General features: G+C 60.4%; 21 protein-coding genes and 1 pseudogene. 11 read left to right on the top strand and 11 right to left on the bottom strand.

The features are described 5' to 3' along the window. Positions 1–194: 194 nt before the first annotated feature. Both WAO69_RS00945 and phaC read right to left on the bottom strand, forming a co-directional pair. On the bottom strand, positions 195–638 hold the full coding sequence (locus tag WAO69_RS00945; RefSeq protein ID WP_422175804.1) for a phasin family protein: 444 nt from the start codon (positions 636–638) through the stop codon (positions 195–197). Between the two features lie 132 nt (positions 639–770). Then, entirely contained in the window at positions 771–2,576 is a 1,806-nt protein-coding gene (gene phaC / locus WAO69_RS00940) for a class I poly(R)-hydroxyalkanoic acid synthase (protein ID WP_422175802.1), read from the bottom strand. Positions 2,577–2,690: 114 nt separating this feature from the next. On the opposite strand from phaC, the gene phaZ reads away from it, so the two are divergent. Further along, complete coding sequence (gene phaZ, locus WAO69_RS00935) at positions 2,691–3,980, top strand: polyhydroxyalkanoate depolymerase (RefSeq protein ID WP_422175800.1); 1,290 nt, start codon at positions 2,691–2,693, stop codon at positions 3,978–3,980. Continuing rightward, positions 3,977–4,585: a DUF6151 family protein gene (locus WAO69_RS00930; RefSeq protein ID WP_422175798.1), complete on the top strand. Its 609-nt coding sequence runs from the start codon at positions 3,977–3,979 to the stop codon at positions 4,583–4,585. Before phaZ ends, WAO69_RS00930 begins: the two co-directional genes overlap by 4 nt. A gap of 9 nt (positions 4,586–4,594) precedes the next feature. On the opposite strand, the gene WAO69_RS00925 is transcribed toward WAO69_RS00930, so the two are convergent. The 4 genes from WAO69_RS00925 to WAO69_RS00910 all read right to left on the bottom strand — a co-directional run bounded on the left by WAO69_RS00925 (position 4,595) and on the right by WAO69_RS00910 (position 7,589). Next, positions 4,595–5,305: an alpha/beta fold hydrolase gene (locus WAO69_RS00925; RefSeq protein WP_422175796.1), complete on the bottom strand. Its 711-nt coding sequence runs from the start codon at positions 5,303–5,305 to the stop codon at positions 4,595–4,597. 85 nt (positions 5,306–5,390) lie between these two features. Then, positions 5,391–6,005 (bottom strand): hypothetical protein, encoded by a 615-nt coding sequence (locus WAO69_RS00920; protein WP_422175909.1) that lies wholly within the window; start codon positions 6,003–6,005, stop codon positions 5,391–5,393. 28 nt (positions 6,006–6,033) lie between these two features. After that, on the bottom strand, positions 6,034–6,774 hold the full coding sequence (locus tag WAO69_RS00915) for an alpha/beta fold hydrolase (protein ID WP_422175794.1): 741 nt from the start codon (positions 6,772–6,774) through the stop codon (positions 6,034–6,036). Further along, positions 6,771–7,589 (bottom strand): creatininase family protein, encoded by an 819-nt coding sequence (locus tag WAO69_RS00910; protein WP_422175792.1) that lies wholly within the window; start codon positions 7,587–7,589, stop codon positions 6,771–6,773. Before WAO69_RS00910 ends, WAO69_RS00915 begins: the two co-directional genes overlap by 4 nt. A 114-nt stretch (positions 7,590–7,703) precedes the next feature. Between WAO69_RS00910 and WAO69_RS00905 the strand changes: the two genes are divergently transcribed. From WAO69_RS00905 to WAO69_RS00875, 7 genes and pseudogenes are all read left to right on the top strand, one after another. Then, the gene (locus WAO69_RS00905; RefSeq protein WP_422175790.1) at positions 7,704–8,447 is read left to right on the top strand and encodes an ArsR/SmtB family transcription factor; all 744 of its coding nucleotides are present in this window, start codon (positions 7,704–7,706) and stop codon (positions 8,445–8,447) included. After that, positions 8,447–8,857: an MAPEG family protein gene (locus tag WAO69_RS00900; RefSeq protein ID WP_422175788.1), complete on the top strand. Its 411-nt coding sequence runs from the start codon at positions 8,447–8,449 to the stop codon at positions 8,855–8,857. Before WAO69_RS00905 ends, WAO69_RS00900 begins: the two co-directional genes overlap by 1 nt. Positions 8,858–9,070: 213 nt before the next feature. After that, complete coding sequence (gene thrS, locus WAO69_RS00895; protein ID WP_422175786.1) at positions 9,071–11,017, top strand: threonine--tRNA ligase; 1,947 nt, start codon at positions 9,071–9,073, stop codon at positions 11,015–11,017. 223 nt (positions 11,018–11,240) lie between these two features. Beyond that, positions 11,241–11,543 carry a DUF2282 domain-containing protein gene (locus WAO69_RS00890; protein ID WP_422175784.1) on the top strand — a complete coding sequence of 101 codons (303 nt, stop codon included), beginning with the start codon at positions 11,241–11,243 and terminating at the stop codon, positions 11,541–11,543. 105 nt (positions 11,544–11,648) lie between these two features. Beyond that, complete coding sequence (locus tag WAO69_RS00885) at positions 11,649–12,506, top strand: DUF692 domain-containing protein (protein ID WP_422175782.1); 858 nt, start codon at positions 11,649–11,651, stop codon at positions 12,504–12,506. Further along, positions 12,503–13,249: a putative DNA-binding domain-containing protein gene (locus WAO69_RS00880; protein WP_422175780.1), complete on the top strand. Its 747-nt coding sequence runs from the start codon at positions 12,503–12,505 to the stop codon at positions 13,247–13,249. The genes WAO69_RS00885 and WAO69_RS00880 overlap by 4 nt, the downstream gene beginning before the upstream one ends. A gap of 14 nt (positions 13,250–13,263) precedes the next feature. Then, a pseudogene (locus tag WAO69_RS00875) lies at positions 13,264–13,816 on the top strand (DoxX family protein). An 81-nt stretch (positions 13,817–13,897) separates the two neighbouring features. Here WAO69_RS00875 and WAO69_RS00870 read toward each other — a convergent pair. Beyond that, on the bottom strand, positions 13,898–14,266 hold the full coding sequence (locus WAO69_RS00870; protein WP_422175778.1) for a hypothetical protein: 369 nt from the start codon (positions 14,264–14,266) through the stop codon (positions 13,898–13,900). Between the two features lie 49 nt (positions 14,267–14,315). Further along, complete coding sequence (locus WAO69_RS00865; protein ID WP_422175776.1) at positions 14,316–14,636, bottom strand: arsenate reductase family protein; 321 nt, start codon at positions 14,634–14,636, stop codon at positions 14,316–14,318. Between the two features lie 236 nt (positions 14,637–14,872). Between WAO69_RS00865 and WAO69_RS00860 the strand changes: the two genes are divergently transcribed. Then, entirely contained in the window at positions 14,873–15,079 is a 207-nt protein-coding gene (locus WAO69_RS00860; RefSeq protein ID WP_422175774.1) for a cold-shock protein, read from the top strand. A 51-nt stretch (positions 15,080–15,130) separates the two neighbouring features. On the opposite strand, the gene WAO69_RS00855 is transcribed toward WAO69_RS00860, so the two are convergent. From WAO69_RS00855 to thyX, 3 genes are all read right to left on the bottom strand, one after another. Continuing rightward, entirely contained in the window at positions 15,131–15,400 is a 270-nt protein-coding gene (locus WAO69_RS00855; protein ID WP_422175772.1) for a hypothetical protein, read from the bottom strand. A gap of 124 nt (positions 15,401–15,524) precedes the next feature. Continuing rightward, positions 15,525–15,812, bottom strand: a complete 288-nt coding sequence (locus tag WAO69_RS00850) for a hypothetical protein (RefSeq protein ID WP_422175770.1) — start codon at positions 15,810–15,812, stop codon at positions 15,525–15,527. Between the two features lie 180 nt (positions 15,813–15,992). Next, complete coding sequence (thyX, locus tag WAO69_RS00845) at positions 15,993–16,901, bottom strand: FAD-dependent thymidylate synthase (RefSeq protein WP_422175768.1); 909 nt, start codon at positions 16,899–16,901, stop codon at positions 15,993–15,995. A gap of 194 nt (positions 16,902–17,095) precedes the next feature. On the opposite strand from thyX, the gene WAO69_RS00840 reads away from it, so the two are divergent. After that, a complete protein-coding gene (locus tag WAO69_RS00840; RefSeq protein WP_422175766.1) occupies positions 17,096–17,410 on the top strand; it encodes a hypothetical protein in 315 nt (104 codons plus the stop codon). Positions 17,411–17,538 lie beyond the last annotated feature (128 nt).

The following is a 17,538-nucleotide window of genomic DNA, read 5'->3' as shown; positions in this document are numbered from 1 at the left end:
CGCCCGACGGCAGGTCCTGCTTCTTTCTGGTCTGAAATACCCGGGGAGCGCGAGGGGTGAAACCCCTCGCAGATTGCAGCCACGTGCAAGGCCCCGCACGCCATCCGGGCACAAAAAAAGGACAGGTCCAAAGACCTGTCCTTCTCGCATTCACACCCAATTGGGAGGAGAGGGGTGTAAATCTGCGTCCGAATTTACTTCGCAGTGGCTTTCTTGGCCGCTGCAGTCACCTCGGTGGTGGCTTTTTTCATCGCAGATGCGGCGTCTTCGGACATGTCCTTGCCAGCCGCCATCATCAGCTCAACCGTGTCCATTTGGACTTTTTTGGCGATCTCGGCGAAAGCGGCCATGTTCTCGGCTGCAACTTCTGCCGTGGCCGATGCGAAATCGGTCATCGCTTTTGCATAGTCGGCAGGCTCTGCCTTGGCTTTCGCCATATCGCCCAGCTTGGCGATGGTGTCTTTTGTCCACTTGCTCGAGATCTCTGCGGATTTCTCGGCAGCTTCCAGAGCAACGCTCGAAAGTTTCTCGTTCAGGGTTGCCGTGGTCTTGAATGCGTCTTCCATCGCGCCGGTGTCGACGGGGAATGCGCCCATCATGTCTTTCATGACGGTGGTGAAATCTTGCGTCTTGGCCATTGGTCAAATCCTTTGTTCGTGCCCGGCGGGCCAGTCCCGCGCTCTGCAGCTGCAAACAATATGCATTCTGCGACGCAGCATTTCAAGGATTTTCTTGCTGCATCGCAGCATATTGAGTAAAAGCGTTTAAAATCAGCCTCTTGCCTTGATCGCGACATAGGTGCCGGGCGCGTCCGCCAGCACCGGATGCGTCGAATCACCCACATCCCGCGCGCCAATCTTCTTGCCCGAGCGCCGCTTGAGCCATTCGGACCAGCGTGGCCACCACGAGCCCTTGTGGTACTCGGCGCCCTCCATCCACTCATGCGAGGACAGGCCGAGATCGTCGTTGATGTAATGGCCGTACTTGTTCTTGCTGGGCGGGTTCACGATCCCGGCGATATGGCCGGATTCACTGACCACAAAGGTCTTGTTCTTCGACCCCATCTGCTGGACGCCGCGATAACAATCCTTCCAGGCCGCGATGTGATCGGTTTCGCAGGTGATGGCATAGACCGGCACATCCACATCGCTGACATGCAAGGTCTCTCCCATCATCAAGATCCCGCCATCGGCGAACTCGTTGCGCTGACACAGCCCGCGCAGATAATCCATCGCCATCTTGGCCGGCAGGTTCGCCCCGTCCCCGTTCCAGAACAGCAGGTCAAAGGCGGGGGGCGTCTCGCCCATCATATAGCTGCGGATGGCGGGCGTATAAATCAGATCGTTCGAGCGCAGATACGAGAAGGTGCGCGCCATGATGTAGGATTGCAGGAAGCCCTTTTCGGCCACCTCTGCTTCGATACCGTCGATGAAATCATCCTGCAGGAAGGGTGTGAACTCTCCCTGATCGGAAAAATCGGTGAGCGCCGTGAAGAACGTGGCGGATTTCACCGAGGTATCACCACGCTTTTTCATCAAGGCCAGCGTCATCGACAGCGTGGTGCCCGCGATGCAATAGCCCACCGCATTAACCTGTTTGACCCCGGCGATCGCCTTGACCTCGCGGATCGCCGTCAGGAAGCCATCGTTGATGTAATCTTCCATGCCGACATCGGCATAGGTCGCATCCGGGTTGATCCAGCTGACCACGAACAGGGTATAACCCTGCTCGGTCACCCATTTGATCAGGCTGTTCTCGGCCTTGAGGTCCAGAATATAGTATTTGTTGATCCAAGGGGGAAACAGCACGATGGGCGTTTCATAGACCTTTTCGGTGACCGGCTCGTACTGGATCAGTTCCATCATCCGGTTGCGATAAATCACCTTGCCCGGTGTGGTGGCGATGTTTTCACCCAGCACGAAGGCGGATTCATCGGCCAGCCTGACCACAAGTTCCCCGTTGTTGGCCTCGAGGTCCGAAATCAGGTTCTCAAGCCCTTTCACCAGGCTTTCGCCATCCGTGGCAACCGCCCGTTCCAAAGCATCCGGATTCGTTGCCAGGAAGTTGGTCGGCGACATCATGTCCACGATCTGCTTGGTGAAATAGGTCAGCTTGAGCCGGTCCTTTGCGTCCAGTTCTTCCAGCTCGCTGACGGCATCTTCCAGGGCGCGCGCGTTGATCAGGTATTGCTGCTTGATGAAGTTGAAATAGGGGTGCGTGTCCCAAAGCGGGTTGGAAAAGCGGCGATCGCAGGGGCCGGGATCTTCGGGGGCCTGCAGCTTGCCCTTTGCCAGAGCTTGCTGCGCTTCGACGAAATGCAGCACGGATTTTGACCAGAAATCAATCTGGTGCTCGATGATCTTGGCGGGGTTCTGCATCGCCTCGGTCCAATAGGCCGTGGCCGCCTTGGCATAGAGTTCCTGATCGGGGGCATCCAGCGCAGTATTGTGCCCAGTCTTCTTGGACACGGCCTCTATCAATCGTTTCGAGAGCGCCTCGACCTTCTGCAGATTCTCGGTCAGCTGTTCAAAGTGTTCACCTGAAAGCTCACCTGCAGTGTCATCTCTAGTTGTCATCTTAACGAATTCCCCCTACTCTCTCTGCAGTGCAGAATACTGTCGCAGGGCTTGGGAGGCAAAGCGACGAATAGTCCGACCTTTTCATCAGGGTCGTCTTTTTAGGAGTTCCCGATGCGTTACATGGTGACATATGATCTCATGGAAACGGCCCGCAATACTAACCAGTGGCTGGGCGCGACCGCAACAGCCATGGCGTCCTATCCGGTCTTTTCTATGTTTCCCAATCCCGGCCTGCAATGGATGGCCGCCTGGGGTGCCGTGACCGAGCGTACGTTCAAGCGCATGACGGTCAAGCCGGACTGGGGCATTCGCACCTTTACCTGCGAAGATGGTCGCGACCATCTGGTCAATATCGAAACCGTGGTTGAACGCCCGTTCGGCGATCTGATCCATTTCAATGTGACAGGCCGCACCCCCAATCCACGCAAGGTGCTGCTGGTGGCTCCGATGTCGGGTCACTATGCGACGCTTCTGCGCTCGACCGTGAAATCGCTGCTGGTGGATTGCGAAGTCTATATCACCGACTGGCACAACGCGCGCGACATCCCGGTCAGCGCAGGTAAGTTCGATGTCGAGGATTACACGCTCTATCTGGTCGATTTCATGCGCGAACTGGGACCAGACACCCATGTGATCGCGGTCTGCCAGCCTGCCCCTCTGACACTGGCCGCAACCGCCTATCTGGCCGAGCAGGACCCGGACGCGCAACCGCTTACGCTGACCCTGATCGGCGGCCCGATTGACCCGGACGCAACCCCGACCGAAGTCACCGATTTCGGCCGTCGCGTCACCATGGGCCAGCTGGAAGAAACCATGATCCAGCGCGTCGGCTTCAAGTATCCCGGCGTGGGCCGCATGGTCTATCCCGGCCTGCTGCAACTGGCCTCGTTCATGTCGATGAACGGCGAACGTCACACGCAGGCTTTCATGGACCAGATCACCCGGGCCTCCAAAGGCGAGGCCACGGATCATGATGCCCATAACCGCTTTTATGATGAGTATCTGGCGGTCATGGACATGACGGCAGAGTTCTATCTCTCGACGGTCGAACGGGTGTTCAAGAACCGTGAAATCGCCAAGAACGAATTCGTGGTGGATGGCCACAAGGTCGATATCGGCAAGATCACCTCGGTTGCGGTGAAAACCGTCGAAGGGGCGAATGACGATATTTCGGCTCCGGGCCAATGTGTCGCCGCGCTTGATCTGTGTACAGGCCTGCCGGCGTCCAAAAAAGCCAGCCACCTTGAACCGGGTGCGGGCCATTACGGCATCTTCGCAGGCCGCAGCTGGCGCGACAACATCCGCCCCCTGGTTCTGGCCTTCATCGACGCCAATAGCGGTGCGCCGGCCAAATCCACGTCGAAGACCAAGAAACCAGCGAATAAAAATGCCGCCGCATGAGCGTGGCGGGAACCGGGCAAGACACGCGGTTCTCGTGCAATTGCGGCCGGTTTTCCGGTCATGTCGCCGCTTTGTCACCACAGAGCGGCGTTCACCTTCAGTGCTTTTGTGCCGATTGTCGCGCCGCGGACGTCTATCTTGGCCAACCGGACCCCGAAACCTCGGGGCTTCATATAGTGCAGGTCAGCCCCTCGGATATCTCGATAGACACCGGGGCCGAGCATCTGGCGCTGTTGCGCCTCTACCCCACCGGCCTGCTGCGCTGGTATGCGGGATGCTGTCAGACACCGATGTTCAACACGGTCGCCACGCCACGTCTGAGCATGGTCGGCCTGCGCGTCGAACGGCTCGACAGCCCTCGACAGGCAGGTCCGGTGCGTGTCAAAGCCTTTGTCCCCAAACCGGGCGGCAAACGCGGTCATCGGCATGCAATGCGCATGGTCTGGCCGATCGCCGTGCGCTCGCTCTCGGGCCTGATCAGCGGAGACTGGCGCGATACCCCGTTCTTTGATCCACAGACGCGCCTGCCCGTGCGCACACCCAAAGTGCTGAGCCAGAGCGAGCGTCGGGAACTGGGTCTGGGCCCCAGGACAGCCCCGGGCTGACGTCCCGCCTCAGCCAAGAACCAGGGGCAGTGCCAGCCAATCCGCCAGGGTTTCTGTCATGGCTTCGGGGGTCTCGAGAACCGGAAACCGCGCGGCCCCTTCAATCAGGCGCAACGTCGCGCGTGGGATCAGATCGGCCATGAACTGCTGGCGTTTGGCGGGGATCGCACGATCCTCGAGCCCTCCAATCACCATTGTCGGAACCTTGATGCGCCGCAACTCGCCCTGATAGTCGCGCCTGCGCTGCAGGGCACGGGCCTGGCGCAGGAACAGATCCGGGCCCAGCTCGGTCGCCATCCGGCGCAAGCAGCCCTGGATCTCCATGCGCTGCAGGCCCTGCGCCACGGGGTCAGGCCCCCAAAGCTGCAATGCCACCTCCTCCAGACGCCCCGCCCGGGCGCGGGCAATCAAAAGCTCACGCTCGGCGGCCTTGGCCGGGATCTCGGCCTGGGGATCAACGCTGATCAGAGCCAGGCGGCTCACCCGTTCAGGCGCACGTCGAAACACTTCCAGGGCCACCGTCGCCCCAAGGCCCAAGCCCGCCAGGGCAAAGCGGCGCGGCACCCCGTCCAGAATGGCCGAGGCCATCTCTTCGATGCGCTCTCCTGAAACCGGGGCGGCAATCGTCACCGCGCATTCGGAAGACAAGGCATTGATTTGATGTTCGAAAATACGGGCATCGCACATCAGATCAGGGATCAGAACCACCGCTTCTGCCATCTGCCTGCCCTCTCCCGTTCAAGGCCGCTCAGTTTTGCAAGTGATGCTGGAAACGCGCTCTCCGGGCAAGGTGCAAATGCAGCATTCAGCCCGGACCGTGGCTCTGAAAGCGCGGGAAATCGCCATAGCGCGCCTGACGCACAGCCAGAGACTCGCCCGGCTCGGCCCCGGCTTTCAAAAGCGTGCCCCTTGGCGCGATATAGCTGTCGATGCGCCGTTTGGGCCGGGGCCGCCAGACCAGATTGAACGCACAAAGCTTCGGGAAAAACCAGATCTCGGAATAGGCCAGATGATCATGCATCCACCACGCCAGATCACGCCAGTCGCGGCCCTGATCATATTGATCGGCAAACCACGGGATCACGATCGAGGCCCCCGCCACCGCATCCTCTCCCGAGGCCCGGTCCCAGATATGGCATTCCAGCGGATTGTCATTGCGCGCGCAGTTCAGCTTGTGCTGATTGCCAAAGGCATTGAGCCGGCGCGAGCGATAACCCGAACGCAGCGCGACCCGTCCGAACGTGTCTTCCAGCGGATCAAGCAATGTCCGGCACAGCGCGCGACCAGTTTCGATCGCAAGATCGGGGTCATCGGGGATGTTCTGGATCTGGTGGAAATTCCCGATCTCGGAATACAGGAACTCGCGCATGTAGAAATGGCGCGACAGGCGCACCCGGCCCAATGCCTCAAGGCTCCACATCGAGGCGGGGCGGCGCATGCTCATGACCTCACAGGTGGCTCAACTCGGCCACCGCGGCTTCGATCAGCCCCAGACAGGGGCCATCCGAGAACCGGTGATCCGCGTCCTTGACCAGCGTCAGGCGCATATCCGGACAGTCCGCATGTTCCAGCAACCGCAACGCCGTCTCGGTACTGACCGCCGTATCGACTGTTCCTTGCAGACAGCGCACCGGAAACGGCAGCGACAGGTGAGCGCGCAGGACCAGATGTGCGCGGCCATCCTCGATCATGCGTCTGGTGATGATATAGGGCTCCATGTAATCGGACGGCCGTTCCACATGTCCCACGCGCTCCAATGCCTCTTTCTCGGCCTGCGAAAAACTGGCCCAATAGCCATCCTCGGTGAAATCCGGCGCGGCGGCGATGGTGACCATCCCGGCGATCCGATCGGGCCGCGCGCGCGCCAGCAACAGCGCCTGCCAGCCCCCCATCGACGACCCCACGACAATCAGCGGCCCATCGGTCAGCGCGTCGATCATGGCCAGCGTATCGTGATGCCAGTCGCCGATGCAGCCGTCCTCGAACCGGCCCGAACTCTCTCCATGACCCGAATAGTCAAACCGCAGGAAGGCCTGCCCGCGCGCGCGCGCCCAGTCCTGCAGATAGATGGCCTTGGTGCCCTCCATGTCGGATTTCAGCCCGCCCAGAAACACCACGGTCGGCCCCGCGCCATCGCTCTTGTGATAGGCCAGGCTGCGGCCCTGCGAGGTCTGCAGATGCGGCGTCATCTGCGCCCCGCAAAGGGCACGCCGCCTGTGCCCGCTCCGCGCAGATCCTGCACATCGGCCCAGGTCTCGGGATCGGTGATCAGATCGGCCAGCGCCTGAGACCCGATTTCCAAAAGCGCCTCGCCTTTGGCGGGCGTCGATTTCTCGGGCATCCCCAGCACGCCGTTGGGCGTGGCATGGGCCAGGGGCCGCCAACGGTACGCCGCCTTGCCTGCCGCCAGAAAATCCGGACCATTGCCAAAGGGCACGTTATGCGCCGCCAGATCGCTGTCATCCACCGTCTCGGGCGCGCAGACCATCATCATCGAGGTTTCCGCCTCGCAGGCATGCATGATGTTGGGCTGATCCTCCAGCGGTGCACCGAATGCCTCGCCCGCCTCGGTGGCATAGGTGGCAAAGACAACGACGCCGTCCAGCCCGGGCGAAATCTCGTCCAGGATCTGCTTGCAGGGGATGATGTTGCCGCCATGCGAATTCGAGATCAGGATATGCCGGAACCCTGCCCTCCGGATCGCCGCGATCAGGTCGATGATCACCGCCCGGAAGGTGGCGGGCGTCACTGTCAGCGTGCCACCGAAATCCATGTGATGCTCGCTCAGCCCCGCCCACATCACCGGCGTCCAGATCGTGGGCCGCTTGGCCCAGGCCTTTTCCGCCGCCCGCCGCGCCATCTCTTCGCCGATCCGGGTGTCGGTCATCACCGGCAGATGCGGCCCGTGCTGCTCGATCGACGCCACGGGCAGAATCACCACCGCATCCTGTGCCGCCAGATCCCGCAGCTCATGCGCTTTCAGCCGTGCCCAACTGGTTTCCATCACCTTCTCCTCCCGAATTTTTCCCCATTGTGCACAAGGGGTTGAGCGGGGCAACAGTGCCATTACAAGTTACCATATTGTCACGTGACCTTTAAGTAACCTATATTCATCGCCATGGACGATCTTTTCAAAGCCCTCAACGACCCCGCCCGGCGCGCGCTGCTTGACAGTTTGCGCCGCAAGGACGGGCAAAGCCTATCCGATCTGGAGGGGCAACTGGACATGACCCGTTTCGGGGTCATGAAGCACCTCAAGATTCTCGAGGACGCCCATCTCATCGTCACACGCAAACAGGGGCGGTTCAAATATCACTATCTGAACGCCTTTCCCCTGCAGGAGATACTCGACCGTTGGATCGCACCCTTTCTGCGACCCCAGACGCAGGCCCTGAGTGATCTCAAAGCCCAGTTAGAAAGAAGGACCGATATGGCAAAACCCGATTTCATGATGCAAACCTTCATCCGCTGCACGCAGGATGCCCTTTGGGACGCCCTGACCAAAGCCGACCAGATGGCCGCCTATCACTTCATGTGCAACCAGGTGCGCGGCGATGCGCGCCCCGACAACGTGACCGAATTCATCAAACCGGATGGCGAAGCGATGCTGCGCCAGGTCACCACGGAAATGGACCCGAAAACCCGCATCGCCATGACCTTCGAGCCGCTGTTCATGGGGCCCGACGCACCGGCAAGCCACATGGTCTATCTGATCGAACCGCAGGGCGAAACCTGCATGCTGACCATCGAGCATTACGACATGGCTCCCGGCCAGGAAGGCTTTGCAGAAGGCTGGGCCCGTCTGGCGGCCTCCCTCAAATCCTACCTGGAAACCGGCACAGCTCTGAAGGCGGCAATGTAATGCAACAGATCCCCACCGAACTCGGTATTCTCACCTGTCTGATGATCCTCGCCGCCTCCCTCTGGATCCCCTATATCGTCGGCGTCAACTCCGATCCTGCTGATCCGGATAGCTTCCCCCGCCCGGGTGATCTGACCCAGCTCAGACCCTGGGTCCACCGCGCCCACCGCGCGCATCTGAACCTGCTGGAACAGGCCATCCCCTTTGCCATTCTGGTGCTGCTGGTCGACCGGCTGGATGGCTTCACCACCCTCACCTACTGGACGGCCATCGCCTTTTTCTGGCTGCGCGTGATCCACGCGGCAGGCATGATCTCGGGCTACGCCAGAATGCCGATCCGGCCGATCATCTTCTCCCTTGGCTGGCTGTGCTGCCTGCTCATGGCATATGCGGTGTTTGCCGCGCGCTGATGGATCCGACCAGCCCCTCCTTCTTCTTGCCGAAAATACGGCGGGGAGTGTGAGGGGCTGGCCCCTCACCCGCGCCCTGAGTCCTATCGGCAACGTCCGTCGCGCAATGCCATGCTGTCTCTTGACGCCTCAGCCTCCCCCTGCCACACCGCTTCCCACACATATACCCGCAACCGGGCGTTCCGTGGGCGCCAAACTGACGAGGAGGCTGAAATGGCCCAAATCTCACTCACCTTTCCCGATGGCAATGCACGCGATTTCAAGGCGGGGATCACCCCGGCCGAAGTGGCTGCGGACATCTCGACCTCGCTGGCCAAGAAGGCGATCAGCGCGACCGTGAACGGTCAGCACTGGGATCTGGCTTGGCCGATCGCAGGCGACGCCGAAATCGCCATCCACACCATGAAAGACGAAGAGCAGGCCAATGAACTGGTCCGCCACGATCTGGCGCATATCATGGCCCGCGCCGTGCAGGAAATCTGGCCCGCCACCAAGGTCACCATCGGCCCCGTCATCGACAATGGCTGGTATTACGACTTTGACCGCTCCGAGCCGTTTACCCCCGAAGATCTGGGCCTGATCGAAGCCAAGATGAAGGAAATCATCAACAAGCGCGATCCCGTCACCACCGAGATCTGGGAGCGTGAGCGCGCGATCGAATTCTACAAGGCCAATAACGAGCCCTACAAGGTCGAGCTGATCGAAGCGATCCCCGGCGATGAGCCGCTGCGCATGTATTGGCACGGCCATTGGCAGGATCTCTGCCGCGGCCCGCACCTGCAACACACCGGGCAGGTGCCGGGCGATGCATTCAAGCTGATGTCCATCGCGGGTGCCTATTGGCGCGGAGATTCCAAACGCGCGATGCTGCAGCGCATCTATGGCGTTGCCTTCACCGGCAAGGAAAAGCTCAAGGCCCATCTGACGATGCTGGAAGAGGCCGCAAAACGCGATCACCGCAAGCTGGGTCGCGAGATGGATCTCTATCACATGCAGGAAGAAGCCCCGGGGCAGGTCTTCTGGCATCCCAACGGCTGGATGATCTATACCACGCTTCAGGACTACATGCGCCGCAAGCAGCGCGCGGGCGGGTATGTCGAGGTCAACACCCCCCAGGTCGTGGACCGCAAGCTCTGGGAAGCCTCGGGGCATTGGGACAAGTATCAAGAGCATATGTTCATCGTCGAAGTGGACGAGGAGCACGCCCGCGAAAAGGCGGTGAATGCGCTCAAACCGATGAACTGCCCCTGTCACGTACAGGTCTTCAACCAGGGACTGAAATCATACCGTGACCTTCCGTTGCGCATGGCCGAATTCGGCTCCTGCAACAGATACGAACCAAGCGGTGCCTTGCACGGAATCATGCGTGTGCGCGGCTTCACGCAGGACGATGCCCATATCTTCTGTGAAGAGTCCCAGATCGAGCATGAAACAAAACGCTTCATCGAATTCCTCAGCGACATCTACCGCGACCTCGGCTTTGAAAGCTTCAAGGTCAAATTCTCGGACCGCCCCGATCTGCGCTCGGGATCGGACGAGGTCTGGGACAAATCCGAAGCTGCCCTCAAGGCAGCGACGCGTGCCGCAGGTTGCGAGTTCGAGCTGAACCCCGGCGAAGGCGCCTTTTATGGTCCGAAACTGGAATTCGTGCTGACCGATGCCATCGGACGTGATTGGCAATGCGGCACGCTGCAGGTGGATTTCGTTCTGCCCGAACGGCTGGATGCCAGCTATATCGGCTCGGACGGCGGCAAACACCGGCCCGTCATGCTGCACCGCGCGGTTCTGGGCAGCTTCGAACGCTTCATCGGCATCCTGATCGAGGAACATGCCGGCAAGCTGCCCTTCTGGCTGGCCCCGCGCCAGGTTGTGGTCGCCTCAATCGTCTCCGAGGCCGATGACTATGTGAACGAGGTCGTCGCGGCCCTGCAGGCCGTGGGCGTGCGCGCCGAAGCCGACACCCGCAACGAAAAGATCAACTACAAGGTCCGCGAGCATTCCGTGGGCAAAGTCCCGGTAATTCTTGCTATCGGCCACCGCGAGGTCGAAGACCGCACCGTCACCATCCGCCGCCTTGGCGAAAAAGAGACCCGCGTGCAAACCCTTGCGGATGTAACAAAGTCGCTGGCAACCGCCGCAACAGCGCCCGATCAGTTGTAACAATTGCTGACGCGACGCCAAGAACCGGACCCGTCCAGGTGGGTCCGGTTGAAACATTCCAATCACGTTTGTTTCTTTTCAATGCCTTACAGGGAATGTCCGTCTCACACAGCCTGACGCAAGCGTGAGACACAGGCTCGTGAGTTTCCATGTGATGCCTTTAGCCTGTAGGCTGATCCTGTCGATGAAAGACACTGATAAAGAAACCAAGGGGATTATGAAAATGTCCAACGCTTTCAAAACCATCGCCGTCGCAGGTGCTGTCGCAGCCGCACTGGCCTCGCAGGTCGGCACCGCAAACGCGCAAGCCAAGGAAAAATGCTATGGTGTAAGCCTTGCAGGCCAGAACGATTGCGCCGCAGGCCCCGGCACCACCTGCGCAGGTACATCCACAGTGGACTATCAGGGCAACGCATGGACGCTGGTCGATGCCGGCACCTGTACGTCGATGGAACTGCCTGCGATGGCAGATGGCACAGCGCGCGAAGGCTCGCTCGAAGCCCAGGAACGTGACCTGCCAAGCTAAATCCGCACCATCTCGTGCGATCCGATCCCTCGGTCGGATCGCACGGTTTGATACGCCTCTGGCCGGGCAAGATCGGCCTCGGAACCATCCTGCGGACTGAGATCCATGCTCGACGCCACCCCGAAACATGACCGGCTGCCCTCTGCCCCCGGTGTGGGTTACAAGCCCCAGCATTTCACCGAGATCATGGCCGATCCCGGCCCGGTGCAATGGCTAGAGGTTCATGCCGAGAACTATATGGGGGATGGCGGGCGCCCGCTGGCACAGATGCGCGCCCTGTCCGAACGCTTTGCGATATCCGTCCACGGCGTCGGCCTGTCCATCGGTGGTGCAGACCCGCTGGATCGCGACCACCTTGCCCGTCTGAAAAAGCTGATGGGCTGGCTGCAACCGGCCAGCTTTTCCGAGCATCTCGCCTGGTCCACCCATGGCGCAGAGTTTCTCAACGATCTGCTGCCCTTGCCCTATACCAACGACACGCTCAGCCGCATCACCGCGCATATCGATCAGGTGCAGGACGTGCTGGGCCGCCGGATGCTTCTGGAAAACCCCTCAAGCTATCTCGCCTTTGCCGAAAGCACCTGGAGCGAAACCGATTTCCTGGCCGAACTCAGCCGCCGCACCGGCTGCGGATTGCTGTTGGATGTGAACAACGTTTTTGTTTCGGCCACCAACCTGGGATATGCCCCACAGGCCTATATCGACGCCTACCCGCTGGACAAGGTGGGGGAAATCCATCTGGGCGGCCATGACGAAGACCAGGACGATCACGGCGCGCCGCTTCTCATAGACAGCCATGGCGCGGCCATCGTCGACCCAGTCTGGGCGCTGCTTGATTACACGCTTCAACGCTCCGGCCCCCGCCCCACCCTGGTGGAATGGGACACCGACGTGCCCGATTGGCCGGTTCTGGCCGCCGAGGCCAGCCGCGCCGCAACCGCCCTGTCGCGGCGCGTGGCATGAGCGTCTCTCAGGATATCTTTCGCGCCGCATTGCTGGATGCAGCCCAGCCGATACCGGACGGGCTGATTGACGGTCAGGACCGCCCCGCGGGACGGCGCTATAATGTCTATCGCAACAACGTCGCCGTCTCTCTGACCGAGGCACTGCGCCAAGGCTTTCCGGTCATCACCAAGCTTCTGGGCCAGCAAAACATGGACGGGCTTGCGGGGCTTTACCTGCGCGCCCACCCGCCCGGCTCGGCGCTGATGATGCACTATGGCGCAGAGTTTCCGGATTTCGTCGCCAGCCTTCCCCAGCTTGCTCACCTGGGTTATCTGCCCGATGTCGCCCGTCTGGAACTGGCCCTGCGCAGATCCTATCACGCGGCGGACGCAACACCGATTGATCCGGGCGATCTTGGCGCTCGGTCCCCTGAGGCCTTGCTGAACACGCGCCTCATCCTCGCGCCAGCGCTTGAGCTGATCCGCTCGCCCTGGCCGATCCACGCGATCTGGCTGTTCAACACCGAAGACAACGCCCCCAAACCTGCCCCCGTGGCACAGGACGTCGTGATCCTGCGCCCCGAGTTCGATCCGCTGCCCCATGCCCTGCCGCCCGGCGGCGGTGCCTTCATCGCTGCCTTGAACGCGGGACAGACGCTGGGCAGCGCCCATGATGCCGCTCTGGCCGAAGCCCCGGATTTCGACCTTGCTGCCAGTCTGGCGCTGTTGATTTCGGGCGGTGCAATCACCTCCCTCAACTAGAAAGACCGTGTCCCATGTCAGCCCTTGTTTCCCTTCACAACGCCATCTTTTCCCGGCTGGATCGCGCCGGCGACTGGCTGTTGCCCACGCTGGCACGGTATGTCTTTGCCTCGACCCTGCTGTTGTATTTCTGGGCATCCGGCATGACCAAAGTCGGAGACGGTCTGTTCGGCCTCTTGCAACCCTCAGTCGGGGCCTATGTCCAGATTTTCCCCAAAGCCATGGAAGCGGTCAGCTTTGATGTCTCGCAACTGGGTCTCTTCCATTGGGCGGTGGTGACGGCGGGCACGCTTGCCGAATTCATTCTGCCCCTGCTGATCGTCATCGGCCTGTTCACGCGGTTGGCCAGCATCGGCATGATCGGATTTGTCATCGTGCAATCCCTGACCGACCTTTATGGCCATGGCGGGATTGCGCACAGCGAAACACTGGGGGGCCATGTTCGACCGCATCCCTGACGGGGTGCTCCTCGATCAGCGCATGTTCTGGGTTTTCGTGCTGATCGTTCTGGTGATCAAGGGGGCCGGCCCCCTGTCGGTCGACCGAATCTTGTCGCGCGGCACCTGAGCGGCCTGTGCCTGACCCGTGCGACCGATCCATGACAAAGCCGCCCATCAGGGGCGGCTTTTCAGTCAGGCCGAACGGATATCAGAAATGCGCCTTGGGCTCATCCGGCTGCCCCGCCGCGATGGCCATCACACCGCCAACCCCGACAAAGCAAATCGGGAACATGGTAAAGACGTTGAAGCCGAACGCGTAATACATCCCCGCCGCCGACATCAGCATCAAGGCCCCGCCCCACAGCGCCCGAACCTTTGCCATCGCTGCACCTGCAATCGCCAGCATGGGTGCCAGGATCGACATGATGCGCACCAGCTGCACATTGCTCACCTGCTCGGCCAGTCCGTCGATCTCTCCGAACTGATCCACCGCCGCCGTATAGCCAAAGCTGAAAAACCCGACCAGCATTCCGATCAACCCGCCGATGATCCCGAGGGTCAGTGCTGCATTGCGCATGAAGACTATCCTTTATTCTCTGCGTCCTCTGTGACAGGTAAGGCCGCGCTCAGCTCACGCCAAGGGCTGCCCGTACCTGCGCTGTCCATCCCAGATGCATCGCGCCTGCATCCTCGACGATCAAGGGGCGCTTCATCAGGGTCGGATGATCAACCAGCAGCGCCGCCGGAGCGCGCGCGCGCTCGGCCTCTGGCAAGCCGCGCCATGTGGTCGAACGCGTGTTGACCAGCGCCTCGCCAAACTGCGCCAGAGCGGCCTCCAGCACATCCGCAGGCATCCCATCTGCGCGCACATCCACGAACTCGGCCCCATCCAGAAGTTTCAGCGCCTTGCGGCATGTGTCACAGCTCTTCAAACCGTAAAGTTTCATCGTTTATCCCATTTATTCAGCGGAAATCCGTCATTCATACACGATTCCGGGCGTTTTTCTTGATTTTTGGTTCTGCCGTGCAATCTTGAAAAGAGGAAGCTCAAAACTCGGCCCATACCTTGCCCAAACCAAGGTCAGGTCCTTGTTGGTGAGCGTTCCGGATTGGGTTGCGGGATGCAGTCACATGCCACCGCGAAGTGAGTTGAAGTGAGTTAAGGCAGAAGGAGACACGGGACATGCCGACAGGCACCGTGAAATGGTTCAACAGTACTAAAGGTTACGGCTTCATTGCTCCGGACGGTGGGGGGAATGATGTATTTGTGCATATTTCTGCAGTCGAGAGGTCAGGCATGCAAGGCCTTACCGACAACCAGAAAGTGACATACGAACTGCAGGACGGCCGCGATGGCCGACCTATGGCTTCGGACATAAAGGCAATCTGACACCAGATCGGGGCGCGCACCCCGGTCACGGATGCGCGCTCCCTCTTGTGTTCAGTTGCAGCCCTTGGTTCCCGGAGGACAGTCGTACTGCCGGGTTGAAACCCGTTTGGGCGTGGGGTGCGCCATCATCGACTGATAGCTGTGCGACTGATTTGGCGTGCCGCAGCAGATCGCACCCGAAATTGTCACAGGTTGCAGACCGGCCGGGCAGAAATTGTGTTTGGCGTGATACGGATAGACTTTCGCGTCCATCGCAAGCCCCGGCAGGGCGGTCAGCAGTGTCGCGGCCACAGCGGCCGAAAGAACTCTTTGAAAATGCATCCGACTTTCCCTCATTACGATAGGTGCAGCATGCAAATTGCAGGCGGCGCAAGTCCAGCACTTTTTAACTGTAATCCAAGCTGTGCGGCGCGCGGATCACATCACGCCCATGCGCTCTGCCCAGTCAGGCAGGGTCCGGCGGGGTGACGGGCGTCCATTCCTCCCCCATGGCCACGATGCAGGAAGTGCCCGAGGCATAGGTCACCACCATCGTCCAATCGCCCTGCTTGTCGGTCCAGACTTCCATGATCTGCTCGCGCCCGCGTAACCCCGTGGCCGCCCGGGTCTCACCGAACTGACGGGTCAGCTTTTGATGCATTACCTCGGTCGGCTCGCAGATCACATGCGCAATCGGACTTGTCGCCAAGGCAGGCGAGGCCATGCAGGCCAGAATGAGAAACACGCGCGTCATGACGCTTTTGTAACAGATTGATGACGCCCTGGGGAGTGGTTTTGAAGCCTGTCCCGCATCGCCCCCCGGGGGGTAGGGGTGGACCCCCAGCCTACACACCGCCACAAGCTGCGGGTCTAGCCCAGCATGGCCGACCGCATCATCCGCGTGAACGACCCCCGCCATCCCGGCAGCCGCGCCTCACCCCTCGACAATCTCCATGAACTCGCGCCACTCGCGCGCGGACAACCCCGATGTCTCTTGTGTCACGGTTTCACCCTTCAGCATCCGGCGCGTGACATCCACCATCTGCGCGGACAGCGACACCGCCCCCAGGCGGTAATCATCAAATGCCTTGTAGGCGAAGGGCACCCAGTCCGCCACGATCTTGCAGAGCTCTTCGGCATAGATTCGGATCTCGTACTGGGCATGGGCATCCGCGCGCAGGCGCAGGAAATGGAACAGGTTGTGCAGATCCACCTTCCAGTACCATTGCGTATAGATATTGGCCGGCAGGTTCATCCGCGCCAGTTCGCGCGCCAGACCCTCCTGCCCGTCCTGGCTGATCATCGCTTCGTAATTGTCATAGGCGCGCGCGGAATCCGACTTGAGGATCTCCAGAACCCGCGCCGCCTCGGCCCCTTCCAGAACCCCGCCGCGACCCTGGTTGTTGACCACGGATTGCGCGTTCACATGTTCGGGCGCGGGGATATAGAACTCGCGGTCCAGGATCGAATAGCGCGCCGAATACTCGTTCACATTCGCCGTGCGATGGCGGATCCACTGGCGCGCCACGAACACGGGCAGTTTCACATGCAGTTTGATCTCGCACATCTCGAAGGGTGTGGAATGCCAGTGTCGCATCAGATAGCGGATCAGCCCTTCGTCATTCTGCACCGATTTGGTGCCCTTGCCGTAAGACACCCGCGCTGCCTGACAGATCGCCGCATCATCGCCCATATAGTCGATCACCCGGACAAAACCGTGATCCAGAACCGGCTTGGCATGATACAGATGCGCTTCCATACCCGGTGCCACGACCCGCAGGGTCTGCTGGGGGTTCGAGCGCTGTTCCTCGATTTCTGCGATTTGATCGGGCGACAGGGGCATATGCGGCTCTCCTTTGGGCGACAGAATCTGTTGAGAGCCTTAACTATATATTGCGGATTTCGCGTCGAAAACCACTATATAGTGGTCACACAGAAGCCACGATTTATCCACAGCCCCTCCAAATACATTGACTTTTGCCTGCAACACACGGATCCTCATGGGAAAATAAGAAAATAGTCCTGAGGTTGAGGCAGATGAAGCATGTTTGGCTTGCCACATTTGTGGTGTCGCTGCTTGCCGCGTGTGGTGGCGGCAATCCCTTTGTCGTAGCAACCCCACCGGCTGGCGGCACCCCGACAGCGCCGACAACGGCCATCCCCGCCGCCATCCAGAGCGACCTGGGTTCGTTTACCTATGATCCCACGACACAAACACTCACGGTAACCGGCCTGACGCTGGATGCCGATCCGATCACGGCGACCTATACCCGCAGACCAGCGTTGGATCGGGTCGGCTATGAAGCCTACTCGACACAGGAAAGCCCGCTGGATCGACACGCGACCGCCTAATGCGTCCCGCCGAAAACCTGAATCGTAAGGATTCCCTTGAAGCCTGATCTGTGATTCATCCTGTTTGGGAGGATGGATCATGTCAGCACCTTTGCCGGAAGCGCTACGGGCGCGATTTCAGAAGTTGG

It is taken from the genome of Aestuariivita sp. (genome assembly GCF_049276915.1).
Lineage (GTDB): Bacteria > Pseudomonadota > Alphaproteobacteria > Rhodobacterales > Rhodobacteraceae > Aestuariivita.
The sequence above is the reverse complement of the archived record's forward strand: the minus strand, read 5'-3'. Positions and strand labels throughout refer to the sequence as shown.

What these genes read in the sequence shown, in the direction of transcription:
- WAO69_RS00890 (WP_422175784.1), top strand. Translation starts at nt 11,241, where the DNA reads ATGTCCAACGCTTTCAAAACCATCGCCGTCGCAGGTGCTGTCGCAGCC.
- phaZ (WP_422175800.1), top strand. Translation starts at nt 2,691, where the DNA reads ATGCGTTACATGGTGACATATGATCTCATGGAAACGGCCCGCAATACT.
- thyX (WP_422175768.1), bottom strand. Translation starts at nt 16,901, where the DNA reads ATGCCCCTGTCGCCCGATCAAATCGCAGAAATCGAGGAACAGCGCTCG.
- WAO69_RS00855 (WP_422175772.1), bottom strand. Translation starts at nt 15,400, where the DNA reads ATGCATTTTCAAAGAGTTCTTTCGGCCGCTGTGGCCGCGACACTGCTG.
- phaC (WP_422175802.1), bottom strand. Translation starts at nt 2,576, where the DNA reads ATGACAACTAGAGATGACACTGCAGGTGAGCTTTCAGGTGAACACTTT.
- WAO69_RS00850 (WP_422175770.1), bottom strand. Translation starts at nt 15,812, where the DNA reads ATGACGCGCGTGTTTCTCATTCTGGCCTGCATGGCCTCGCCTGCCTTG.
- WAO69_RS00930 (WP_422175798.1), top strand. Translation starts at nt 3,977, where the DNA reads ATGAGCGTGGCGGGAACCGGGCAAGACACGCGGTTCTCGTGCAATTGC.
- WAO69_RS00920 (WP_422175909.1), bottom strand. Translation starts at nt 6,005, where the DNA reads ATGTGGAGCCTTGAGGCATTGGGCCGGGTGCGCCTGTCGCGCCATTTC.
- WAO69_RS00880 (WP_422175780.1), top strand. Translation starts at nt 12,503, where the DNA reads ATGAGCGTCTCTCAGGATATCTTTCGCGCCGCATTGCTGGATGCAGCC.
- WAO69_RS00915 (WP_422175794.1), bottom strand. Translation starts at nt 6,774, where the DNA reads ATGACGCCGCATCTGCAGACCTCGCAGGGCCGCAGCCTGGCCTATCAC.
- WAO69_RS00900 (WP_422175788.1), top strand. Translation starts at nt 8,447, where the DNA reads ATGCAACAGATCCCCACCGAACTCGGTATTCTCACCTGTCTGATGATC.
- WAO69_RS00870 (WP_422175778.1), bottom strand. Translation starts at nt 14,266, where the DNA reads ATGCGCAATGCAGCACTGACCCTCGGGATCATCGGCGGGTTGATCGGA.
- WAO69_RS00910 (WP_422175792.1), bottom strand. Translation starts at nt 7,589, where the DNA reads ATGGAAACCAGTTGGGCACGGCTGAAAGCGCATGAGCTGCGGGATCTG.
- WAO69_RS00925 (WP_422175796.1), bottom strand. Translation starts at nt 5,305, where the DNA reads ATGGCAGAAGCGGTGGTTCTGATCCCTGATCTGATGTGCGATGCCCGT.
- thrS (WP_422175786.1), top strand. Translation starts at nt 9,071, where the DNA reads ATGGCCCAAATCTCACTCACCTTTCCCGATGGCAATGCACGCGATTTC.
- WAO69_RS00885 (WP_422175782.1), top strand. Translation starts at nt 11,649, where the DNA reads ATGCTCGACGCCACCCCGAAACATGACCGGCTGCCCTCTGCCCCCGGT.
- WAO69_RS00905 (WP_422175790.1), top strand. Translation starts at nt 7,704, where the DNA reads ATGGACGATCTTTTCAAAGCCCTCAACGACCCCGCCCGGCGCGCGCTG.
- WAO69_RS00860 (WP_422175774.1), top strand. Translation starts at nt 14,873, where the DNA reads ATGCCGACAGGCACCGTGAAATGGTTCAACAGTACTAAAGGTTACGGC.
- WAO69_RS00945 (WP_422175804.1), bottom strand. Translation starts at nt 638, where the DNA reads ATGGCCAAGACGCAAGATTTCACCACCGTCATGAAAGACATGATGGGC.
- WAO69_RS00840 (WP_422175766.1), top strand. Translation starts at nt 17,096, where the DNA reads ATGAAGCATGTTTGGCTTGCCACATTTGTGGTGTCGCTGCTTGCCGCG.
- WAO69_RS00865 (WP_422175776.1), bottom strand. Translation starts at nt 14,636, where the DNA reads ATGAAACTTTACGGTTTGAAGAGCTGTGACACATGCCGCAAGGCGCTG.